Here is an 18764-nt window from a genome sequence, read left to right on the forward strand (position 1 = left end):
ACAGCCGGCCCGGCCGCACCTGTGCCCGCCGCTGACGACAAACGGGATGTTCGCGTGTTTGACACCTTGAGTGACCGCCTGTCCGGAATCTTCACCAAGCTCCGGGGCAAGGGCCGGCTCACCGATGCCGACATCGACGCCACCGCCCGTGAGATCCGGCTGGCGCTGCTGGAGGCGGACGTCGCGCTGCCGGTGGTCAAGGGCTTCATCACCAACGTCAAGGAGCGGGCCCGCAGCGCGGAGGTCTCCCAGGCGCTCAACCCGGCCCAGCAGATCGTCAAGATCGTCAACGAAGAGCTGATCAACGTGCTCGGCGGCGAGGGCCGCCGGCTCCAGTTCGCCAAGCAGCCGCCGACCGTGATCATGCTGGCCGGCCTCCAGGGTTCCGGTAAGACCACCCTCGCCGGCAAGCTGGCCCGCTGGCTCAAGGCGCAGGGGCACCAGCCGCTGCTGGTCGCCGCCGACCTCCAGCGTCCCAACGCCGTCGGGCAGCTCCAGGTGCTCGGTGGCCGCGCCGGCGTCGAGGTGTACGCCCCGGAGCCCGGCAACGGCACCGGTGACCCGGTGCAGGTCGCCCGCGCCTCGATCGAGCACGCCAAGCGGGCCGCCCGGGACATCGTCATCGTCGACACCGCCGGCCGGCTCGGCATCGACGCCGAGATGATGCAGCAGGCCGCCGACATCCGCGACGCGGTCGACCCCGACGAGGTCATCTTCGTCATCGACGCGATGGTCGGTCAGGACGCGGTCCGCACCGCCGAGGCGTTCCGCGACGGCGTCGGCATCACCGGCGTGGTGCTGTCCAAGCTCGACGGCGACGCCCGGGGTGGCGCCGCACTGTCGGTACGCGAGGTCACCGGCCAGCCGATCCTGTTCGCCTCCACCGGTGAAAAGCTGGAGGACTTCGACGTCTTCCACCCCGACCGGATGGCCAGCCGGATCCTCGGCATGGGCGACGTCCTCACTCTGATCGAGCAGGCCGAACAGGCCTTCGACACCGATCAGAAGGAGAAGATGACCGCCAAGCTGATGGGCGGTGAGCAGTTCACCCTGGAGGACTTCCTCGACCAGCTCATCGCGGTGCGGCGGATGGGCCCGATCGCCAACGTGCTGGCCATGATGCCCGGCATGGGGCAGATGAAGGACCAGCTCGCCGAGCTGGACGACAAGCACTTCGACCGGGTCACCGCGATCATCCGGTCGATGACCCCGGCCGAGCGGACCAACCCGAAGATCATCAACGGGTCCCGGCGGGCCCGTATCGCCGGTGGTTCCGGGGTGACCGTCATGGACGTCAACCAGCTGCTCAACCGCTTCGCCGACGCGCAGAAGATGATGAAGCAGATGGGCGGCATGATGGGCCTGCCCGGCGGGGGCCGGCGCAAGGCCACCAAGTCGCCGAAGAACAAGCGCAAGGGCACCAAGGGCGGCAACCGGCCGCGTAGCGGCGCGGGCGCCGGGCTGCCGGGCGGCTTCCCGGGTGGCATGCCGCAGCTCCCGCCGGGGATGGACCCGAACGACCTGGCGGGCGGCCAGGGCCTGCCGCCGGGCTTCAAGCTTCCGAAGATCGACTTCAACAAGCTCGGCAGGGGCGACAACCGGCCCCGCTGACGCGTGTCGGTTACGGTGGGCGACGGGGCGGGCGCTTAGGGTGGTTCCGCCCCCTGGGAGGAGATGTCATGACCGCAGCCCCGATCCTGCCCGAACGGCACGAGTGGACGGTCGACGACCTCGGCGACCTGCCGAAGGACCTTCCGTACGAACTGATCAACGGAAGGTTGATCGTGCCGTCGCCGACTCTGCTGCACCAAGACATGTGCGTCGAGCTGCTGCTCGCTCTTCGAGTGAACTGCCCGAGGGAATACCAGGTCGGAATCGATCTCTCGATGCGGGTGGACCGACGCAACGAGCCCCGGCCGGACGTCGTCGTGGTCCGGCGGGGGAACGCTACTCGTAGCCCGCTGCCCGTCGAGGACGCTCTGCTCGCCGTGGAGGTGGTGTCACCCACCTCCACCTTCCGCGACATGTACGACAAGGCGAAGGTCTACGCGCACGCCGGAGTGCGTTCGTACTGGGTGGTCGACCCGCTCCAGGACCGGATCACGCTGACCGAGTACGCGCTCGGTCCCGGCGGCCGCGACTACGAGCAGCTCACCCACACCGAGGACCTGTTCGTCACCGAGCAGCCGTGGAAGGTCTCGGTCGACCTGCCGGCGTTGACCGCCCGGAAGAACGACCTGCTCGCCCCCGAGGGGCCGTGATCGGGTAGGACTGTGCGCATGGCTCTGCATGTGCGCGGTGTGCTCCTGCCCGACGACGAGGTCCGGGACGTCTGGCTCGACGGCGACCGGGTCACCTTCGACCCGGTGCCCGATGCCGAGACGGTCGCCGACTCCGGGTTCGTGCTGCCCGGACTGGTCGACGCCCACTGCCACCTCGGCATCGCCCGGGGTGCCACCCCGGTCACCTCCCTCGACCAGGCCCGTACGTTGGCCCGTACCGACCGGGACGCCGGGGTGCTCGCGCTGCGCGACGCCGGCTCGCCGTACCCGTACCCCGAACTCGACGACGAACCGGACCTGCCGCGACTGGCCCGCGCCGGGCGGCACGTCGCCCCACCGAGGCGCTACCTGCGCGACATCGGCCTGGAGGTCGACGCGGCGGAGGTGGCCGCGACGGTCACCGCGCAGGCCGCCGCCGGCAACGGCTGGGTCAAGCTGGTCGGCGACTGGATCGACCGGGGCGTCGGCGACCTCGCCCCGGCCTGGGACGCCGACACGATGGCCGCCGCCGTGGCCGCCGCACACGCCGCCGGGGTACGCGCCGCGGTGCACACGTTCAGCGAGTCGGCCGTGGAGATCATGGTGCGCGCCGGGGTGGACTCGGTGGAGCACGGCACCGGGCTGAGCCTCGACCTGATCGACCTGATGGCCCGGCAGGGCACCGCGCTGGTCCCCACGATGATCAACATTCGGACCTTCGGAGGCATCGCCGCCGCGGCCCGCCCCAAGTTCCCCGGCTACGCCGACCACATGCTCGCCCTGCGCGACCGCTTCCCCGAGGTGGTGCGCGCCGCCCACGAGGCCGGGGTGCCGATCTACGTGGGCACCGACGCGGGCGGCGGCATCGACCACGGGCTGGCCGCAGAGGAGATGCTGCTGCTGCACGAGCAGGCCCGCATGCCCGCCGTGGACGTCCTCGCCGCCGCCTCCTGGCGGGCCCGACAGTGGCTCGGCTTCCCCGGCCTGGTCGAGGGCGGCCTGGCGGACCTGGTCGTCTACCCCGAGGATCCGCGCCGCGACCTGCGGGTGGTCCGGGCGCCCAGCCGGATCGTCCTGCGCGGCCGGGTGGTCCGCTGACCGGCCGGGTCGCCCGCGGCCGGCCCGCCCGCCGACGACGGTGGTCGACGGCCACGGATGCTGCTCAGCGCACGTCGAGTTCGTACTCGGCCTCGACCCAGAACCGCGCGCCGTCGTGCCCGGCGAAGGTCAGCCGGTGCGTGCCCGGCGTCGGCGGCGGCACCAGCCCCCACAGGCCCCAGCAGGAGACCTGCACCGGCCACGGCCAGGTGGTGACGACGTTGTTGAAGAACCCCCGGACCGGGAACGAGGCGGCGGAGCCGGCCGGCCGTACCGGCACCGCGGCCCCGTCCAGTTCGGCGTGCCCGCTGGCGTCGGGCATCGGCTCGGCCGGCTCGTCGCGGCGGCCGGGCTGCCAGTAGCTGAACGCCGGGAAGAACAGGGGACGGCCCGCCGGCACCACGCAGCGCCGGCTGACCCCACCGCCGAACGTGCCCGCGAGGAACCACACGTCGTCCGGCTGGTGACGTCCGCCGTGCCGGCCGGTGTCGTCCTTGACCGGGTTGACCGGCTGACGGTGCGCGGCCACCCAGGCCACCCAGCGGGCGGCGAGCGGGGCCAGGGCAGGTGCCGGGTCGCAGAGCATGACGGCAGATGGTAGTGCGGGCACGCCCGGCTGCGCCGACCCGTCGGGGGGCGCATAGGATGTGCGGTCATGGCTCGCGTGCTCACTCCCCGTGCGGAGGACTTTCCCCGCTGGTACCAGGACCTGATCGCCAAGGCGAAGCTGGCCGACAACGGCCCGGTCCGGGGGACCATGGTCATCCGTCCGGCCGGCTACGCCATCTGGGAGCGGATGCAGGCCGAGATGGACGCCCGGATCAAGGCGGCCGGCGCGGAGAACGCGTACTTCCCGCTGTTCATCCCGGAGAGCTATCTCAAGCGGGAGGCCGAGCACGTCGAGGGCTTCTCGCCGGAGCTGGCGGTGGTCACCCACGGTGGCGGCAAGCAGCTCGCCGAGCCGGTGGTGGTGCGTCCCACCAGCGAGACGGTGATCGGCGAGTTCATGGCCAAGTGGATCGACTCGTACCGGGACCTGCCGCTGCTGCTCAACCAGTGGGCCAACGTGGTCCGCTGGGAGTTGCGCCCCCGGATCTTCCTGCGCACCAGCGAGTTCCTCTGGCAGGAGGGGCACACCGCGCACGCCACCCGTGCCGACGCCCGCGCCTACGCCCGCAAGATCCTGCACGAGGCGTACGAGGACCTGATGGTCAACGTGCTGGGCATCCCGGTGGTGGTCGGGCTGAAGACCGCCCGGGAGCGCTTCGCCGGGGCGACCGCCACCTACACCTGCGAAGGCATGATGGGCGACGGCAAGGCGCTGCAGCTCGGCACCAGTCACGAGCTGGGGCAGAACTTCGCCAAGGCGTTCGACATCAGCTACTCCTCGGCCGAGGGTGGCCGGGAGCACGCCTGGACCACCTCCTGGGGCACCTCGACCCGGATGCTCGGCGGGCTGATCATGGCGCACGGTGACGACAACGGGCTGCGGGTGCCGCCGAGGCTGGCCCCGATCCAGGCGTACGTCATGATCGTCAAGGCGGGCGACGGCGTGGGCGAGGCGGCGGCCAAGCTGCGCGACGCGCTGCGCGACGCCGGGGTCCGGGTCGCGCTCGACGACCGCACCGACACCGCGTTCGGCCGCCGGGCCGTCGACGCCGAGCTGCGCGGCTATCCGGTACGCGTCGAGGTCGGCCCCCGCGACCTGGCCGCCGGCAACGCGGTGGTGGTCCGGCGGACGGACGGCTCGAAGGCACTCACCCCGGTCGCGGACGTCGTCGGCGCGGTCCTGGCCGCTCTGGAGGCCGACCAGCAGGCGTTGCACGACGAGGCGCTGGCCCACCGGCGGTCCCGCACCGTCGAGGTGTCCACCCTCGCCGAGGCGATCGAGGCGGCGGCCACCGGCTGGGCCATGGTGCCGTGGTCGGCCGTCGGCGTGCCGGGCGAGGCCGAGGCCAACGGCCAGGGCGTCACCGTCCGGTGCCTGCTGCGCGCCGACGGTTCCGTCCCGGACAGCGAGGACGAGCCGGACCTGACCGCCATCCTGGCCCGCGCCTACTGAGGGCCCACCGCAACCCGGGGGCCCGCAGGTCCGGCTCCCGGGTCGCCGACCGGCCGTGGGCGCGGCGACCCGCGTCGCCGCGCAACCGGCCCACCGGACCCGGCTGCCCCGTTCGTCGCGGGTACGCCGAAAGCCGGCCCGCACTGTTCGTCCCGGGTGCGGCGGTGGGCCGGGGCGCCGGAAGCCCGTCCAGACCTGTGGAGGTGTGATGCGTTTCGCGCCAGGTCAGTTGATCATGCACCGCAACGTGCGGCGGGGTCGGATCGGGTGGGTCCGGCCGGCCCGGGTGGTGGGCGACGACGACCGGGGCCTGCTGCTCTGGGTGGCCCGGGACACGCCGGTGGCGCACGAGGTGTCCGAGGCGGGCCTGGGCATGCGGGCGATGCCGTTCACCGAGTGGATCGCCTCGTCCTACCGGCTGGCCCGGGGCCGGTGGGACGGTCCTCCGCTGCTGGAGTTCCTGCCCACGGGGGCGGCGCACTCGGTCTGGTTCTTCCGCGACGAGCAGGACCGCTTCGTCGCCTGGTACGTCAACCTGGAGGAGCCCGGTGTCCGGTGGGACGACGGGTCGGTGGCCGGGGTGGACGTGGTCGACCAGGACCTGGACGTGGTGGTCCGTCCCGATCTCAGTTGGCAGTGGAAGGACGAGGGCGAGTTCACCGAGCGGCTGGCCTTTCCCGACCACTACTGGGTGACCGACGAGCAGGCGGTCCGTGCCGAGGGGGAGCGGGTGATCGCCCTCGCCGAGGCGGGGAAGTTCCCGTTCGACGGCACCTGGTGCGACTTCGTCCCGCCGGCCGACTGGACGTCCCCGACGGAGCTGCCGCCGGGTTGGGACCGACCGCCCGCGCGGTGAATGTGTCGTGGCTCACCTGGCCGGGCCGTCGTCGGGGCGCGTGGCGGCGGTGGTCGGATGGCTCGCCGGGACCGATGCCTGCCGTCGGGCCGGCCCGATGTGAGCATCCGGTGCGCGATCTGGCAGAATGGGTCGCTGGTATCCGGCGCGCGTCCGGCGCCCTCTAACCCGGGCGCGTCGCCAGTCCACCGAGCAGTCTCCGGCCCAACCCCACTGTGCCGGTCGACGCTCACCCGTGCACCGCCCGTAGCCGGGTCGGTGAAATCGCAACAGGAGCGAAACAACTGTGGCCGTAAAGATCCGGCTCCTGCGGATGGGCAAGATCCGCAACCCGCAGTACCGCATCGTCATCGCGGACTCGCGCACCAAGCGCGACGGTCGCGCGATCGAGTTCGTGGGCATCTACCAGCCGAAGGAAGACCCCTCGATCATCGAGGTCAAGTCGGAGCGGGTCCAGTACTGGCTCTCGGTCGGCGCGCAGCCGAGCGAGGCCGTCCAGCGGCTGCTGGAGCTGACCGGCGACTGGCAGAAGTTCAAGGGCCTGCCGGCCCCGCCGCCGCTCAAGGTCGCCGCCGAGCGCGCCGACCGCAAGGCGGCGTACGAGGCCGAGGCGAAGGCCGCTGCCGGCCTGGCTCCGGAGACCCCGGCCAAGCCGGCCCGCAAGGCCGCCAAGGCGGAGTCCCCGGCCGAGCCCGAGGCGCCGAAGACCGAAGCGCCGAAGACCGAGGCTCCGGCCGAGGCCCCGGCCGCTGCTGCCGACTCCGGTGAGCAGGCCTGACATGCCGCTGCGTCCCGCCCTGGAGCACCTGGTCAAGGGGATCGTCGACCACCCGGACGACGTGCGCGTCCGCATGGTCGACTCCCGTCGGGGCAAGCGGCTGGAAGTCCGCGTGAACCCGGAGGATCTCGGCACGGTGATCGGGCGGTCCGGTCGGACCGCCAAGGCGCTGCGTCAGGTGATCGGCTCCATCGGAGGACGCGGGGTACGCGTCGACATCGTCGACTCGTACTGATGCTGCTCATCGTCGGCAGGATCGGCAAACCGCACGGCATCCGCGGTGAGGTCACCGTGGAGGTGCGGACCGACGAGCCCGAGGCGCGGTTCGCCCCCGGCGCGGTGCTGAGCACCGAGCCGGGGGTGCCGCCCCGGGTGGAGACCCCCCGTCGGGGCGGGGCCGAGCCGGCCGCGACCGCCGACCCGGGGGTGGCGTACCTGGTCCCCGACGAGCTGACCATCGAGGCGGCCCGTTGGCACCAGGGGCGGATGCTGGTGGCCTTCGAGGGGGTCCTCGACCGGGAGACCGCCGAGGCGCTGCGCGGCACCCTGCTCGGGGTGGACAGCGCCTCCGTCGCCCCACCGGAGGACCCGGAGGAGTTCCACGACCACCAGTTGGTCGGCCTGGCCGTGGTGACCCCGGCCGGTGAGCACCTCGGCAAGGTGGTCAAGATCGACCATGCGCCCGCCTCCGACCTGCTCGTCCTGCGCCGCCCGCAGGGGGGCAGCGCGCTGATCCCGTTCGTCAAGGCGATCGTCCCGGAGGTCGATCTCGCCGGCGGACGCGTCGTCGTCGACCCGCCGGCCGGTCTGCTCGACCTCTAGACCGGAAGCCACCCTCATGCGCGTCGACATCGTGTCGATCTTCCCGGACTACTTCGCCCCACTGGATCTGTCCCTGATCGGGCGGGCCCGGGAACAGGGCCTGCTCCGGTTGGCCGTGCACGACCTGCGGACCTGGACCCGCGACGTGCACCGCACGGTCGACGACACGCCCTACGGTGGCGGGCCGGGCATGGTGATGCGGCCGGAGCCGTGGGGCGAGGCGCTTGACGCGTTGGCCCCCGACGAGTTGGCTCCGGACGGCCTGACCCTGCCCCGGCTGCTGGTGCCCTCCCCGGCCGGCGTGCCGTTCACCCAGGCGATGGCGCACGAGTTGGCCACCGAGTCGCACCTGCTCTTCGCCTGCGGCCGGTACGAGGGCATCGACCAGCGGGTGCTCGACCACGCCTCGACCCGGCTGCGGGTCACCGAGGTGTCACTCGGCGACTACGTGCTCTTCGGTGGCGAGGTGGCGGTGCTGGTGATCCTGGAGGCGGTCACCCGGCTGTTGCCCGGGGTGCTCGGCAACGCCGGTTCGCTGGACGACGAGTCGCACGCGCACGGCCTGCTGGAAGCCCCGATGTACACCAAACCGGCGAGTTGGCGGGGGCACGAGGTGCCCGAGGTGCTCCGCTCGGGCGACCACGGCCGGATCGCCCGCTGGCGACGGGACGAGGCGTTGACCCGTACCGGCACCCGGCGACCGGACATGCTCGCCGCGTTGCCCCCGGAGATCCTGGACAAACGGGACGTGGCGACGCTGGAGCGGGGTGGGTTTCCGCTGCCCCCGGGGGATGTGGCAAAGTAGGGGGGTTGCCGCATCCGTCCGCGCCCGTGGGCGGCTGCGAGGATCCCCGGACAGGGTCGGCCCGCCGACCGGCACCGGGGATCAGAATCACCCATCCGCGCACCGACTGACGGTGCGCCGTGAGCATCACGAGGACGCAGCGATGAACATCCTGGACGCCCTTGACGCCCAGTCGAAGCGCACCGACCTCCCCGACTTCCGTGCCGGTGACACCGTCAAGGTGCACGCGCGGGTCGTCGAGGGCAACCGGTCCCGGGTCCAGATCTTCCAGGGCGTCGTCATCCGCCGCCAGGGTGACGGTCTGCGCGAGACCTTCTCGGTCCGCAAGGTCAGCTTCGGGGTGGGCGTGGAGCGGACCTACCCGCTCAACGGCCCGGGCATCGACCGGATCGAGATCGTGACCCGTGGCGACGTCCGCCGGGCCAAGCTCTACTACCTGCGCGAGCTGCGCGGCAAGAAGGCCAAGATCAAGGAGAAGCGGGAGAAGCAGCCCAGCTGACTTCCCGCTCGCCAGGCCGCCTGACCTGCGCGGATGTCGTATCGACCAGAGCGCACTACGCTGATCGGTACGGGCGCAGTCCGGCAGGTGGTGTCGCGACCCAGATCGCGGCACTCCGATCGTCCGCTGCCGCCCGTGGGGCCTCGACGAGGCTCCCGGGCGGTAGTGTCGTTTCTGCGGACCGGGGAGTGGCGTGGTGCAGGTGCTCGACTCGAACGGCACAGCCGACCCGTGGCGTCGGCGGACCCGACCCACCCGTCGGCAGATGCCCCTCTGGCAGGAGCTGCCGCTCCTGCTGATCGTGGCCTTCTGTCTGGCGGTGCTGATCCGCACCTTCCTGCTCCAGGCCTTCTTCATCCCGTCCAGTTCGATGGAGGACACCCTCCTCATCGGCGACCGGGTGCTGGTCAACAAGGTCGTCTACGACGTACGTGACCCGCTGCGCGGTGAGGTGGTGGTGTTCCGGGGCACCGACAAGTGGGTCGCCCTGGAGAGTCCCGTGCCGCCGACCGGTGCCGTCGGCAAGATCGGGCGAACCCTCGGCGACCTGGTCGGCGTGGGCCGCCCCGGCGAGAAGGACTTCATCAAGCGGGTGATCGGGTTGCCCGGCGACCGGGTCAAGTGCTGCGACGACCAGGGTCGGGTGCTGGTCAACGGCATCCCGCTGGACGAGCCGTACGTGGTGCGTGACTCACCGCTGGACGTGCCGCCGAACCCCAAGGAGTGCCGGTCCCGCCGGTTCGACGAGGTGGTCGTACCCCCTGGTCAGATCTTCGTGATGGGCGACCACCGGCTGGTCTCCCAGGACGCCCGCTGCCAGGGGCCGGTTCCGATCGACAACGTGATCGGCCGGGCGTTCATGGTGGTGTGGCCGTCGTCGCGGTGGGCGTCGCTGCCCGTGCCGGCCACCTTCGAACGGCTGTCGGACTCCGCTGCCGCGCCCAACGCCCCGGCGCCGGTCCGGCCGACCCCCACCGGTGACGTGGTCCTGCTCCTGCCGGTCGCCGCGCTGCTCGCGGCCGTCGTGCGCTCCGGGCGACGGGTGTGGCCCCCCGGCCCCGGGCGGCCCCCACGCCTGCGCCGGGAACGGCTGCGGCGCTCCGGGTGGCCGGGACGCCTCCGGCGTTCCGGGCGGCCCGGGCGGCTCCGGCGACGTAGGCTCCACCCGTGATTGACGAGCAGACCGACAAGCCGCGCAGCTCCTTCTGGAAGGAGCTGCCCATTCTCCTGGGCGTCGCGATTCTGGTGGCGGTGCTGGTCCGCGCATTCGTGCTGCAGACCTTCTTCATCCCGTCGCCGTCCATGGAGAACACTCTCAAGATCGACGATCGGGTGCTGGTCAACAAGCTGGTCTACGACTTCCGCTCACCGCACCGGGGTGAGGTGGTGGTGTTCAAGGCACCGACCGAGTGGAGTGGCAACCCCGACGGCGAGGACTTCATCAAGCGGGTGATCGGGGTCGGCGGCGACCACGTGGTCTGCTGCGACGCGCAGGACCGGCTGACGATCAACGGCAAGTCCCTCGACGAGCCCTACATCTACTCCGCCAACGGCCAGCAGGACAAGCCCGCCGACCAGGAGTTCGACATCACCGTCCCGGCGGGGCGGCTCTGGGTGATGGGTGACCACCGCTCGGCCTCCGGGGACTCCCTGGAGCACTGGCAGCAGTCCGGTCGCAACATCGACAGCGCCACCATCCCCGAGGGTGAGGTCGTGGGCCGGGCCTTCACCGTGTTCTGGCCGTTCGACCGGGCCACCTGGCTCACCGTGCCCAAGTCGTTCGACGGGATTCCCAACCCCTGACCGGTTCGCGACCACCCGGGCGTGGCCGAGCGTCGACACCGTCTGGCAGGCTGATGCGGTGACCGTCTTCCACCCCCGTCGTGCGGCCCGGGTGCTGCTCGTCGACGCGTCCGGCCGGGTGCTCCTCTTCGCGGGCGTCGACCCGGCCCGCCCGGGTCACCGGTACTGGTTCACCCCCGGTGGTGGGCTCACCCCGGGGGAGTCCCCGGCGGCCGGGGCGGCCCGCGAGCTGGCCGAGGAGACCGGACTGCGGCTGACCCCGGCCGAGCTGGGCGGGTCGGTCCGCTCCGAGACGGTGGAGTTTCCCTTCGACGGCGTGTGGTACCGCCAGGAACAGGAGTTCTTCGTGGTCCGGGTGCCCACCTGGGAGGTCGACACGGCCGGGTTCGACGAGATCGAACGGGCCAGCGTCACCGGACACCGCTGGTGGTCGGCGGCCGAGCTGGCCGACACCGCCGAGCGGTGCTACCCGGCCGACCTGGCCGCCCTGCTCACCCAGGTGCTGGCCGCCGCCCCGGCCCCGGAGGCGTCGTGCTGACCCCGCCGCGCACGGTGGTGCGCCGCGACGGAGGGCTCTACGCGCTGGAACGGGCCCTGCAACGGCGCGGCTTCCGGCACGTCGCGGGCGCGGACGAGGCCGGCCGGGGCGCCTGTGCCGGCCCGCTGGTGGCCGCCGCCGCGGTGCTCCCCGAGGGACGACGCGGCGAGATCGAGGGGCTGGCCGACTCCAAACTGCTCACCCCGGCCAGCCGGGAGCGGGTCTACGCCGAGGTCGTCGCCCGTGCCCTGGCGTACGCGGTGGTGGTCATCCCGGCCGAGGAGGTCGACGCCCGGGGGCTGCACGTGTGCAACCTCGCCGCGATGCGCCGGGCCCTGGCCTCACTGACCACCCGACCGGAGTACGTGCTCACCGACGGCTTCGGGGTGGACGGGCTGGAGGTGCCGGGGCTGGCGGTCTGGAAGGGTGACCGGGTGGCGGCCTGCGTGGCGGCGGCGAGCGTACTGGCCAAGGTCACCCGGGACCGGATCATGGTGGAGCTGGACGGACACCACCCGGGCTACGGCTTCGCCGAGCACAAGGGGTACATCACGGCCGAGCACACCGAGGCGCTGCGCGAGCGTGGGCCCTGCGTGGAGCACCGGTTCTCGTACGTCAATGTGGCCGCCGTGTCGGGCCGGGAGGGTGCCCCGCCCCGGGCCCGTCGGCCGCTCGGCGCAGCCGCTCCCGAGCCGATGGAGCGCTCGGGCACGGCAGGGGGTACCGTCGGCGTGGCGTTGGGCGAGCAGCCTCGGCCTCCGGCACCGGTGGGGGAAGATGTGGTCATGGAAGGCGGAGTGCGATGAGCGCGGAAGATCTCGAAAAGTACGAGACCGAGATGGAGCTGCAGCTCTACCGGGAGTACCGCGACATTGTCCGTCAGTTCTCCTACGTGGTGGAGACGGAACGCCGCTTCTACCTGGCCAACCAGGTGGACCTGCACGTGCGCAACTCCGACGGCGAGGTCTACTTCGAGGTCGAGATGCACGACGCCTGGGTCTGGGACATGTACCGTCCGGCCCGCTTCGTCAAGAACGTCCGGGTGATGACGTTCAAGGACGTCAACGTCGAGGAGCTGGAGAAGCCCGACATCTCGCTGCCCGCCGACTCGGGTTTCGGTAGCTGACCCCCCGCCCCGCGTCGGCCCCCCACCCGCCGACACCGGGCCAGGGTTGTTCACCCTGCCGCCGACCTCACTCCTCGACGACGAGCACGTCGACCCGTTGGACCAGGTTGTTGGCGAAACCACCCCGGTTCCACGGCTGCTCCACCGGCTGGGTACGCCCCGACGCGTCGGTCGCCCGCGCGGCCAGCGCGTACCGGCCGGGCTGCGGCGTCCACTCGTACCGCCAGCGCCGCCAGGACCACTCGCCACCGCTGGGCGGGTCCAGGACGGCCGGCGTCCAGGTCACCCCGCCGTCCGTGGTCACCTCCACCGCGACCACCGGGGCGTGCCCCGACCAGGCACGTCCGTCCACCGTGCACGGCCCCGGACGCAGCACCCTGCTGCGGGACATGAAGTCCGGGAAGCCCGGCGGCCGGACCAGCGCCCGGGGCTCGATCCGGGTCACCGGCACACCCGGGTCGTCGGCGTCGCGCCGCAGCCGGTAGGCCACCGCGTTCTGGTAGCCGTCGAACTCCCCGGTCAGCACGTTGATCGACCGTAGCCACTTGACGTGCGCCATGCCGTACCAGCCGGGGACGATCAGCCGCAGCGGTGCGCCGTGCTGGGGCAGCAGCGGAGCGCCGTTCATCTCGTACGCCAGCAGCACCTCGTCGCGCAGCGCGTCGGCGACCGGCAGGGCCCGCTGGTAGTCCTGCTCCACCCCGCGTTCCACACCGTGGTCGGCGCCGGTGAACACCACGTCCACCGCGTCGGGCGCGATCCCGGCCTCACGCAGTAACGGCGCCAACGGGGTGCCGGTCCACTCGGCGTTGCCCACCGCCTCCACCAACCACGGCTGGCTGACCGGGCGGGGGTGCAGCAGCGCCCGCCCGTTGCCGGCGCACTCCAGCGTGACCCGCCGCGTCACCCGGGGGCGTTCGCGCAGCTCGGTCAGCCCGAGCCGGAGCGGCTGACGTACCGCGCCGTCCACGGTCAGCGTGTGGGTCACCGCGTCGAGGTCGGGGATGTCGTAGTGGATGAGCAGGTAGTGCAGGCCGGCCGGGGTGACGTCGTAGCGCAACGCTTCGAGTGGGATGCCGTGGTTGCGGGCAGCCAGTTGCAGCTCCTCCGCGCTGATCGCCTCGTCCGGCCCGGCGACCCGCGACGGTCGGCTCACCTCGTTGATGGTGGTCATCGGTGGCCTCCCGGTCTGCGCCCGCCTGCGATGCCGCCAGCCTAGCCCCGCTGCGGGGCCGACACCGCCGGACCACGGCCGTCCCCCTGCGCTCTCCCCGACCGCCGCCCGCACGCCGGCACAGGGGCATAGCAGATCGACAGGCCGGGTGGGCGTTTTCCACAGCCGGTCCCGTCATCCACAGCGGACAGCCGGTCCGTGGCGTCGGTCCGCCGGCCCCGACATGCTGCGGTGATGCGCACAACACTGCGGCAGGTGGCGGCCCTCGGGGCCGCCGTGCTCATGTTCGGCCCCCACTGGGTTCCCGGGCGGTCCACCCCACCCCGGTCCACCCCGCCCCCGTCCGCCCCGGTCCGGGCCGGGCCGGCCCCGGTGTTCCGGTGGCCACTCGACGGGCCACCCCGGCCGGTGCGCCGGTTCGACCCGCCTCCGCTGCCCTGGCTGGCGGGTCACCGGGGCGTGGACCTCGCCGCCGTACCCGGGGCCGCCGTCCGGGCCGCCGCAGCCGGCACCGTGCTGTTCGCCGGCATGGTCGCCGGCCGCCCGGTGGTCACCGTCGGCCACTCCGGCGGGCTGCGGACCACCTACGAACCGGTCCGCCCCGAGGTGCTCCCCGGCGACGTCGTGGCGGGCGGCGCACCGCTGGGTGTGCTGCTGGGCGGGCATCCGGGCTGCCCCGTGGCGGGGGTGTCCACCCCGACCGGCGGGTGCCTGCACTGGGGGGTCCGGCGGGGCCAGGAATACCTCGACCCGCTGGCCCTGCTGGGGCTCGGCCCGGTCCGGCTGCTCCCGGTGGCGACACCCGCCGAGGTGGGTCTCCTCCGGGTCGACGGGCCCGGCGACTCCGCCGACCGGTTCACCCCGGATGCCGCCCCCGGCGCTGACCATCTGCTGGTCCGGCGCGGCGGCCCCCTGCTGGTCCGGATTGGCGCCATCGACACCGGTCAGCGGTGGGACCAGGGGCCGGACGGGATCGCCCGGCGGGACGAACGGCCACCCTGCCGGTGCGGTCAGCGCCCGGCAGGAGCCCCGTCACCTTTGGGCCAGCAACGCCGGCAGCCGGGAGGCCAACCGCTCGTACTCGTCGGGGGTGTTGTAGACCTGACCGCAGAGCCGGAGCCACCCCCGCCCGTTCCAGGCCATCACCGACACCTCGGCGGCGAGCCGGTCGGCGATCCGGGCCCGCAACGCACCGGCGGCCTCCAACGTGCCGGCGACGCCCGGTGGCAACGGCACGATCCGCATCGCCACCCCCGGCCCGCCCGGGTCGGGCAGGTCGGTCGGCGGCACCCCGAGCGCGTCGGCGACCACCCGCTGCCCGTACGCCGCCAGTGCCGCGTTGTGCGCGCGGACCCGCTCCAGCCCGAGGCTACGCAATGTGTAGAGCCCGGCCGGGGCGCTCAGCCAACCCGTGTAGTCGAGTGTGGCCTGCCACTCGACGTTGCCCGGGAAGCCGCTCGCCTGCTGCCAGGACACCACCAGCGGCTCGATCCGGTCCCGCCACCGTGGGGCGACCACCAGGACGGCCGTGCCACGGGGCGCGAACCCCCACTTGTGCAGGTTGCCCACCCAGAAGTCGGCCCCGATCGCGTCGACCTGGACGGGCAGCATCCCGGGCACGTGCGCGGCGTCCACCAGCACGGCGACGCCGTGTTCACGGGCCACGGCCACCAGCGCGGCGACCGGCAGCAACCGGGCGGTGGCCGAGGTGAGCTGGTCGACCAGCAGCAACCGGGTCCGTCCCGGGCGCAGCCCGGCCCGCACGATCTCCACGAGCTGCGCGTCGCTGGCCGACAGGGGCAGGTGCAGGCTACGGGCGGTCGCACCCGTCCGGCGGCATTCCCGGGCGACGGAGAGGTGCACCGCGCCGTACCCGTGGTCGGTGCTGAGTACCTCGTCGTCGGGGCGCAGACCGAGTGACTGGAGGGCGACGGCCACCCCCGTGGTGGTGTTGCCGACCAGGGCGGTGCCCTCCGGATCGGCACCGAGGAAAGCGGCCAGGTGCCGCCGGGTGTGGGCGAGCCGGTCGGTCAGTGACTGGCCGAAGAACCGCTGCGGGTTGGCTTCCATCTCGTCGCGTAACCGCTGCTGGGTCCGCTGCACCCCGACCGGCACCGCGCCGAACGCCCCGTGGTTGAGATAACTGACCGAGGGGTCGAGGGTGAAGAGCAGTCGGGCCCCGGGAATCGACTCGGGCGGCGGCGGGACGCTCATCCGGTGATCGTAGCCCGCACGCCGGGGCCCGCAGGACCGATCGTCGCCGGCCACTGTGGTCCGACGCCCCCTCGGTGCGGCGGTCGGTCCTGCGGGCCGGTCAGTTACCCGCGGTGGTCTACGCCGACCTGACGCGCCGGGGCGGGCGGGATTGGCCGGGCCGGGCTGGTCGGCTGGCAGGTCAGGCCCGGGGGTGGGCCTGGCGGTAGGCGGCACGCAACCGCTCCACCGACACGTGGGTGTAGATCTGGGTGCTCGCCAGGGACGAGTGCCCCAGCAGCTCCTGCACCGCCCGCAGGTCCGCGCCGCCGTCGAGCAGGTGGGTCGCCGCCGAGTGGCGCAGCCCGTGGGGGCTGGTCGGAGGCAGCCCGGCGGCTCTGGCCCAGCCGGCGACGATCCGCCGGGCCATCGTCGGGTGCAGCCGGCCACCCCTGGCACCGAGGAACAGTGCCCGGTCGGAGTCCGGGCCGGCCAGTGCGGGCCGGCCGACCGCCAGCCACCTGTCGACGGCCCGCTGGGCCGGCAGCCCGTACGGGACCGTGCGCTCCCGGTTGCCCTTGCCGAGGACCCGGACCACCCGACGGTCGTGGTCGACGTCCGTGCTGTCCAACCCGCACACCTCGCTGATCCGCGCGCCGGTCGCGTAGAGCAGTTCCAGCAACGCCCGGTCGCGCAACAGCAGCGGCTCGTCCGCCCCGGCCACCGACCCGACGGCTCCGCCCCCGCCCCCGCCCGGGGACGTAGGTCCGCCCTCGCCCGAAGCGGTAGGTCCGCTACCGCCCGAAGCGGGAGAGGTGCTGTCGTCCGAGGCGGGAGAGGTGCTGCCGCCCGGGGTGGGAGGCCCCTCGTCGGGGGTGTCGCCGCGGCCCGGGACGGCGGGCCCGCCGCCGCCCGGGGTGGGAGGCCGACCCCGACCCGGAGCCTCGACCAGGGTGGCGGCCTGGTCGGCCCGGAGCACCACCGGCAACTCCCGACGCGTCTTCGGGGTGGCCAACGGGGCGGCCACATCCGTGACCAGCAGACCGCAGCGGTGGGCCCACCCGCTGAAGGTCCGCACCGCAGCGGCTCGACGGGCCGCCGAACTGGCGGCCGTGCCGGTCGTCCGCTGCTTCGCCAGCCAACTGCGTAGCACGCCCAGGTCCAGGTCGCCGGGTGCGGCACAGCTCATCCGGACGGCATGGTCGAGCAGTGACACCAGGTCGGCGACGTACGCCCGGACGGTGTGCGGGGACCGGTTGCGCACCTGGGCCAGGTGCGCGGCGAACTCGTCCACGGCGTCCCGCATGGCCGGTGGCAGGGCCTGGTGGGTGACCCGGGTGCCCGGAGCTCGCCGGCTCATCGCCACGCCCGTGCCGAGACCGGCCGGTGGACGCTGCCGGGGTGCGGCGGCCGCCGACCTGCCCTCGGGTCCGGATCCACCGACCCAGCTTACGGGCACCGACGCCAGCGGCAGGAGCGAGCGCGACGGCGGCAGGGATGGGCCGGCGGCAGGGCTGGCGGGGGGAGCGCGCTGGTGGGGGAGAGGGCCGGCGGGAGCAGCATGCCGGCGGGCGGAGGGCGACTGGCAGCCCCGACGGGCCCGGCGAAGCTGGCCGCAGGGATGACCGGCGGGTGGGGAGGTGGGTGGTCCCCCGGGGTCAGGCGAACGTGTCGGCCACGGCGACCCGGGCCGGGTCCGGGTCGGCCCAGCTCCAGTTCGGATGGGCACGGTTGGTGAGCAGCACCAGCACCCGGCGGCGGTCGGGTTGGACCAGGAACGAGGTGCCGGTGAACCCGGTGTGTCCGAAGGTGGTGGGTCGGGCGAGCCTGCCCATGAACCAGGGCTGGTTGAGCACCACGCCGAGGCCGTGGTCGGAGGTGCGGCCCGGCCGGTCCGGGTCGACGGCCGGCAGCCCGGTGTTGGCGTTGCGCAGCATCCGGGCGACGGTGCTCTCGGCGAGGATCCGTTTCCCGCCGTAGCTGCCGCCGTCGAGCAGCAGTTGCCCGATGACCGCCACCTCCTCGGCGGGGGCGAAGATGCCGGCGTGGCCGGCGATGCCGCCGAGATGGTTGGCGACGTCGTCGTGCACCACGCCCCGCAACAACCCCCGGGAGGAGCGGGCGTCGGTGGCGACCAGCCGGTTGGCCCGGTCGGCCGTGCCGAGCCAGGTGTTGGGGTTGAACCCGGTGTGGCGCAGCCCCAACGGGGTGGTCAGGTTGGTTTTCAGGGCCCGGTCGAGGCTGAGCCCGGTGACCTTCTCGACGATCTTCCCGGCCACCATCAGGCCGACGCTGGAGTAGCGGAACTTGGTGCCCGGGATGGCGCCGCTGACCAGTGGCGTGGCCAGCACCGCACGCCACCGCTGCGCCATCGTCGCGTAACCGGTGACCTTCGCACCGACCGGCAGGCCGCTGGTGTGGGCCAGCAGCATCGCCACGGTGACGGTGGACTTGCCGGTGCCGGTGAACTCGGGCAGGTAGCGGACCACGGGCGCGTCCAGGTCGATCCGGCCGCTGTCGACCTGTTGCAGGGTGAGGATCGCGGTGTAGACCTTGGTGAGCGAGGCCAGGTCGAAGATCGAGTCGGGACGCATGGCGACCCGCTTCGCCGCGGGCAGCAGCACCGGGCCGGCCCCGTAACGCAGCGCCTCACCGACCGCCAGGTGGTCGGTCGACTCACCGTCGGTCACCGCCAGCACCACCGCCCCGGCGTACGTCGGGTGCTTGGGGTTCTCCGGGGTCGGCTGGA

19 protein-coding genes and 2 pseudogenes are annotated in these 18764 nt (G+C 73.0%); 16 read left to right on the top strand and 5 right to left on the bottom strand.

Going from position 1 to position 18764, the window contains the following annotated elements:
* Positions 1-54 precede the first annotated feature (54 nt).
* The 3 genes from ffh to ACQP2H_RS07095 all read left to right on the top strand — a co-directional run bounded on the left by ffh (position 55) and on the right by ACQP2H_RS07095 (position 3359).
* A complete protein-coding gene (ffh, locus tag ACQP2H_RS07085) occupies positions 55-1611 on the top strand; it encodes a signal recognition particle protein (RefSeq protein ID WP_208567196.1) in 1557 nt (518 codons plus the stop codon).
* A gap of 68 nt (positions 1612-1679) precedes the next feature.
* Positions 1680-2261: a Uma2 family endonuclease gene (locus ACQP2H_RS07090; protein ID WP_433231707.1), complete on the top strand. Its 582-nt coding sequence runs from the start codon at positions 1680-1682 to the stop codon at positions 2259-2261.
* 18 nt (positions 2262-2279) lie between these two features.
* Positions 2280-3359 (top strand): amidohydrolase family protein, encoded by a 1080-nt coding sequence (locus tag ACQP2H_RS07095; protein ID WP_219468309.1) that lies wholly within the window; start codon positions 2280-2282, stop codon positions 3357-3359.
* A 64-nt stretch (positions 3360-3423) separates the two neighbouring features.
* Here ACQP2H_RS07095 and ACQP2H_RS07100 read toward each other — a convergent pair whose 3' ends face one another.
* Positions 3424-3945 (bottom strand): hypothetical protein, encoded by a 522-nt coding sequence (locus ACQP2H_RS07100; protein WP_219468316.1) that lies wholly within the window; start codon positions 3943-3945, stop codon positions 3424-3426.
* A 69-nt stretch (positions 3946-4014) separates the two neighbouring features.
* On the opposite strand from ACQP2H_RS07100, the gene proS reads away from it, so the two are divergent.
* The 12 genes and pseudogenes from proS (at position 4015) to ACQP2H_RS07160 (ending at position 12648) form a co-directional block, all read left to right on the top strand.
* The gene (proS, locus tag ACQP2H_RS07105) at positions 4015-5421 is read left to right on the top strand and encodes a proline--tRNA ligase (protein WP_433231709.1); all 1407 of its coding nucleotides are present in this window, start codon (positions 4015-4017) and stop codon (positions 5419-5421) included.
* A 208-nt stretch (positions 5422-5629) separates the two neighbouring features.
* Complete coding sequence (locus tag ACQP2H_RS07110) at positions 5630-6277, top strand: DUF402 domain-containing protein (RefSeq protein WP_208567193.1); 648 nt, start codon at positions 5630-5632, stop codon at positions 6275-6277.
* Positions 6278-6563: 286 nt separating this feature from the next.
* Positions 6564-7055, top strand: a complete 492-nt coding sequence (rpsP, locus tag ACQP2H_RS07115) for a 30S ribosomal protein S16 (protein ID WP_208567192.1) — start codon at positions 6564-6566, stop codon at positions 7053-7055.
* Entirely contained in the window at positions 7030-7290 is a 261-nt protein-coding gene (locus tag ACQP2H_RS07120) for an RNA-binding protein (protein WP_433233471.1), read from the top strand. The genes rpsP and ACQP2H_RS07120 overlap by 26 nt, the downstream gene beginning before the upstream one ends.
* 2 nt (positions 7291-7292) lie before the next feature.
* The gene (rimM, locus tag ACQP2H_RS07125; RefSeq protein ID WP_433233473.1) at positions 7293-7877 is read left to right on the top strand and encodes a ribosome maturation factor RimM; all 585 of its coding nucleotides are present in this window, start codon (positions 7293-7295) and stop codon (positions 7875-7877) included.
* A 16-nt stretch (positions 7878-7893) separates the two neighbouring features.
* Positions 7894-8682: a tRNA (guanosine(37)-N1)-methyltransferase TrmD gene (gene trmD, locus ACQP2H_RS07130; RefSeq protein WP_219468325.1), complete on the top strand. Its 789-nt coding sequence runs from the start codon at positions 7894-7896 to the stop codon at positions 8680-8682.
* Between the two features lie 142 nt (positions 8683-8824).
* Entirely contained in the window at positions 8825-9181 is a 357-nt protein-coding gene (gene rplS / locus ACQP2H_RS07135) for a 50S ribosomal protein L19 (RefSeq protein WP_007456548.1), read from the top strand.
* 193 nt (positions 9182-9374) lie between these two features.
* Positions 9375-10196 (top strand): annotated as a pseudogene (gene lepB / locus ACQP2H_RS07140) (signal peptidase I); the annotation flags it as partial.
* 152 nt (positions 10197-10348) lie between these two features.
* The gene (gene lepB, locus ACQP2H_RS07145; RefSeq protein WP_208567189.1) at positions 10349-10984 is read left to right on the top strand and encodes a signal peptidase I; all 636 of its coding nucleotides are present in this window, start codon (positions 10349-10351) and stop codon (positions 10982-10984) included.
* Positions 10985-11042: 58 nt separating this feature from the next.
* Entirely contained in the window at positions 11043-11522 is a 480-nt protein-coding gene (locus tag ACQP2H_RS07150; RefSeq protein WP_219468330.1) for an NUDIX hydrolase, read from the top strand.
* Complete coding sequence (locus ACQP2H_RS07155; RefSeq protein WP_433231715.1) at positions 11516-12328, top strand: ribonuclease HII; 813 nt, start codon at positions 11516-11518, stop codon at positions 12326-12328. Before ACQP2H_RS07150 ends, ACQP2H_RS07155 begins: the two co-directional genes overlap by 7 nt.
* On the top strand, positions 12325-12648 hold the full coding sequence (locus ACQP2H_RS07160) for a DUF2469 domain-containing protein (protein ID WP_011905215.1): 324 nt from the start codon (positions 12325-12327) through the stop codon (positions 12646-12648). The genes ACQP2H_RS07155 and ACQP2H_RS07160 overlap by 4 nt, the downstream gene beginning before the upstream one ends.
* Before the next feature lie 67 nt (positions 12649-12715).
* Here the strand turns inward: ACQP2H_RS07160 and ACQP2H_RS07165 are convergent, their stop codons facing one another.
* Positions 12716-13822, bottom strand: coding sequence for a sulfite oxidase (locus ACQP2H_RS07165; protein ID WP_219468336.1), 1107 nt, complete (start codon positions 13820-13822; stop codon positions 12716-12718).
* Positions 13823-14104: 282 nt separating this feature from the next.
* Here ACQP2H_RS07165 and ACQP2H_RS07170 point away from each other — a divergent pair.
* Positions 14105-14617: pseudogene (locus ACQP2H_RS07170) on the top strand (peptidoglycan DD-metalloendopeptidase family protein); the annotation flags it as partial.
* A gap of 237 nt (positions 14618-14854) precedes the next feature.
* Here the strand turns inward: ACQP2H_RS07170 and ACQP2H_RS07175 are convergent.
* The 3 genes from ACQP2H_RS07175 to ACQP2H_RS07185 form a co-directional block, all read right to left on the bottom strand.
* Entirely contained in the window at positions 14855-16036 is a 1182-nt protein-coding gene (locus ACQP2H_RS07175) for an aminotransferase class V-fold PLP-dependent enzyme (RefSeq protein WP_433231719.1), read from the bottom strand.
* 181 nt (positions 16037-16217) lie between these two features.
* Positions 16218-17375 (bottom strand): tyrosine recombinase XerC, encoded by a 1158-nt coding sequence (locus ACQP2H_RS07180; protein ID WP_433231722.1) that lies wholly within the window; start codon positions 17373-17375, stop codon positions 16218-16220.
* Between the two features lie 298 nt (positions 17376-17673).
* Positions 17674-18705, bottom strand: a complete 1032-nt coding sequence (locus tag ACQP2H_RS07185) for a serine hydrolase domain-containing protein (protein ID WP_433231725.1) — start codon at positions 18703-18705, stop codon at positions 17674-17676.
* Positions 18706-18764: the final 59 nt, after the last annotated feature.

It is taken from the genome of Micromonospora sp. CA-248260, from assembly GCF_050942205.1.
GTDB classification, from domain to species: domain Bacteria; phylum Actinomycetota; class Actinomycetes; order Mycobacteriales; family Micromonosporaceae; genus Micromonospora; species Micromonospora antibiotica.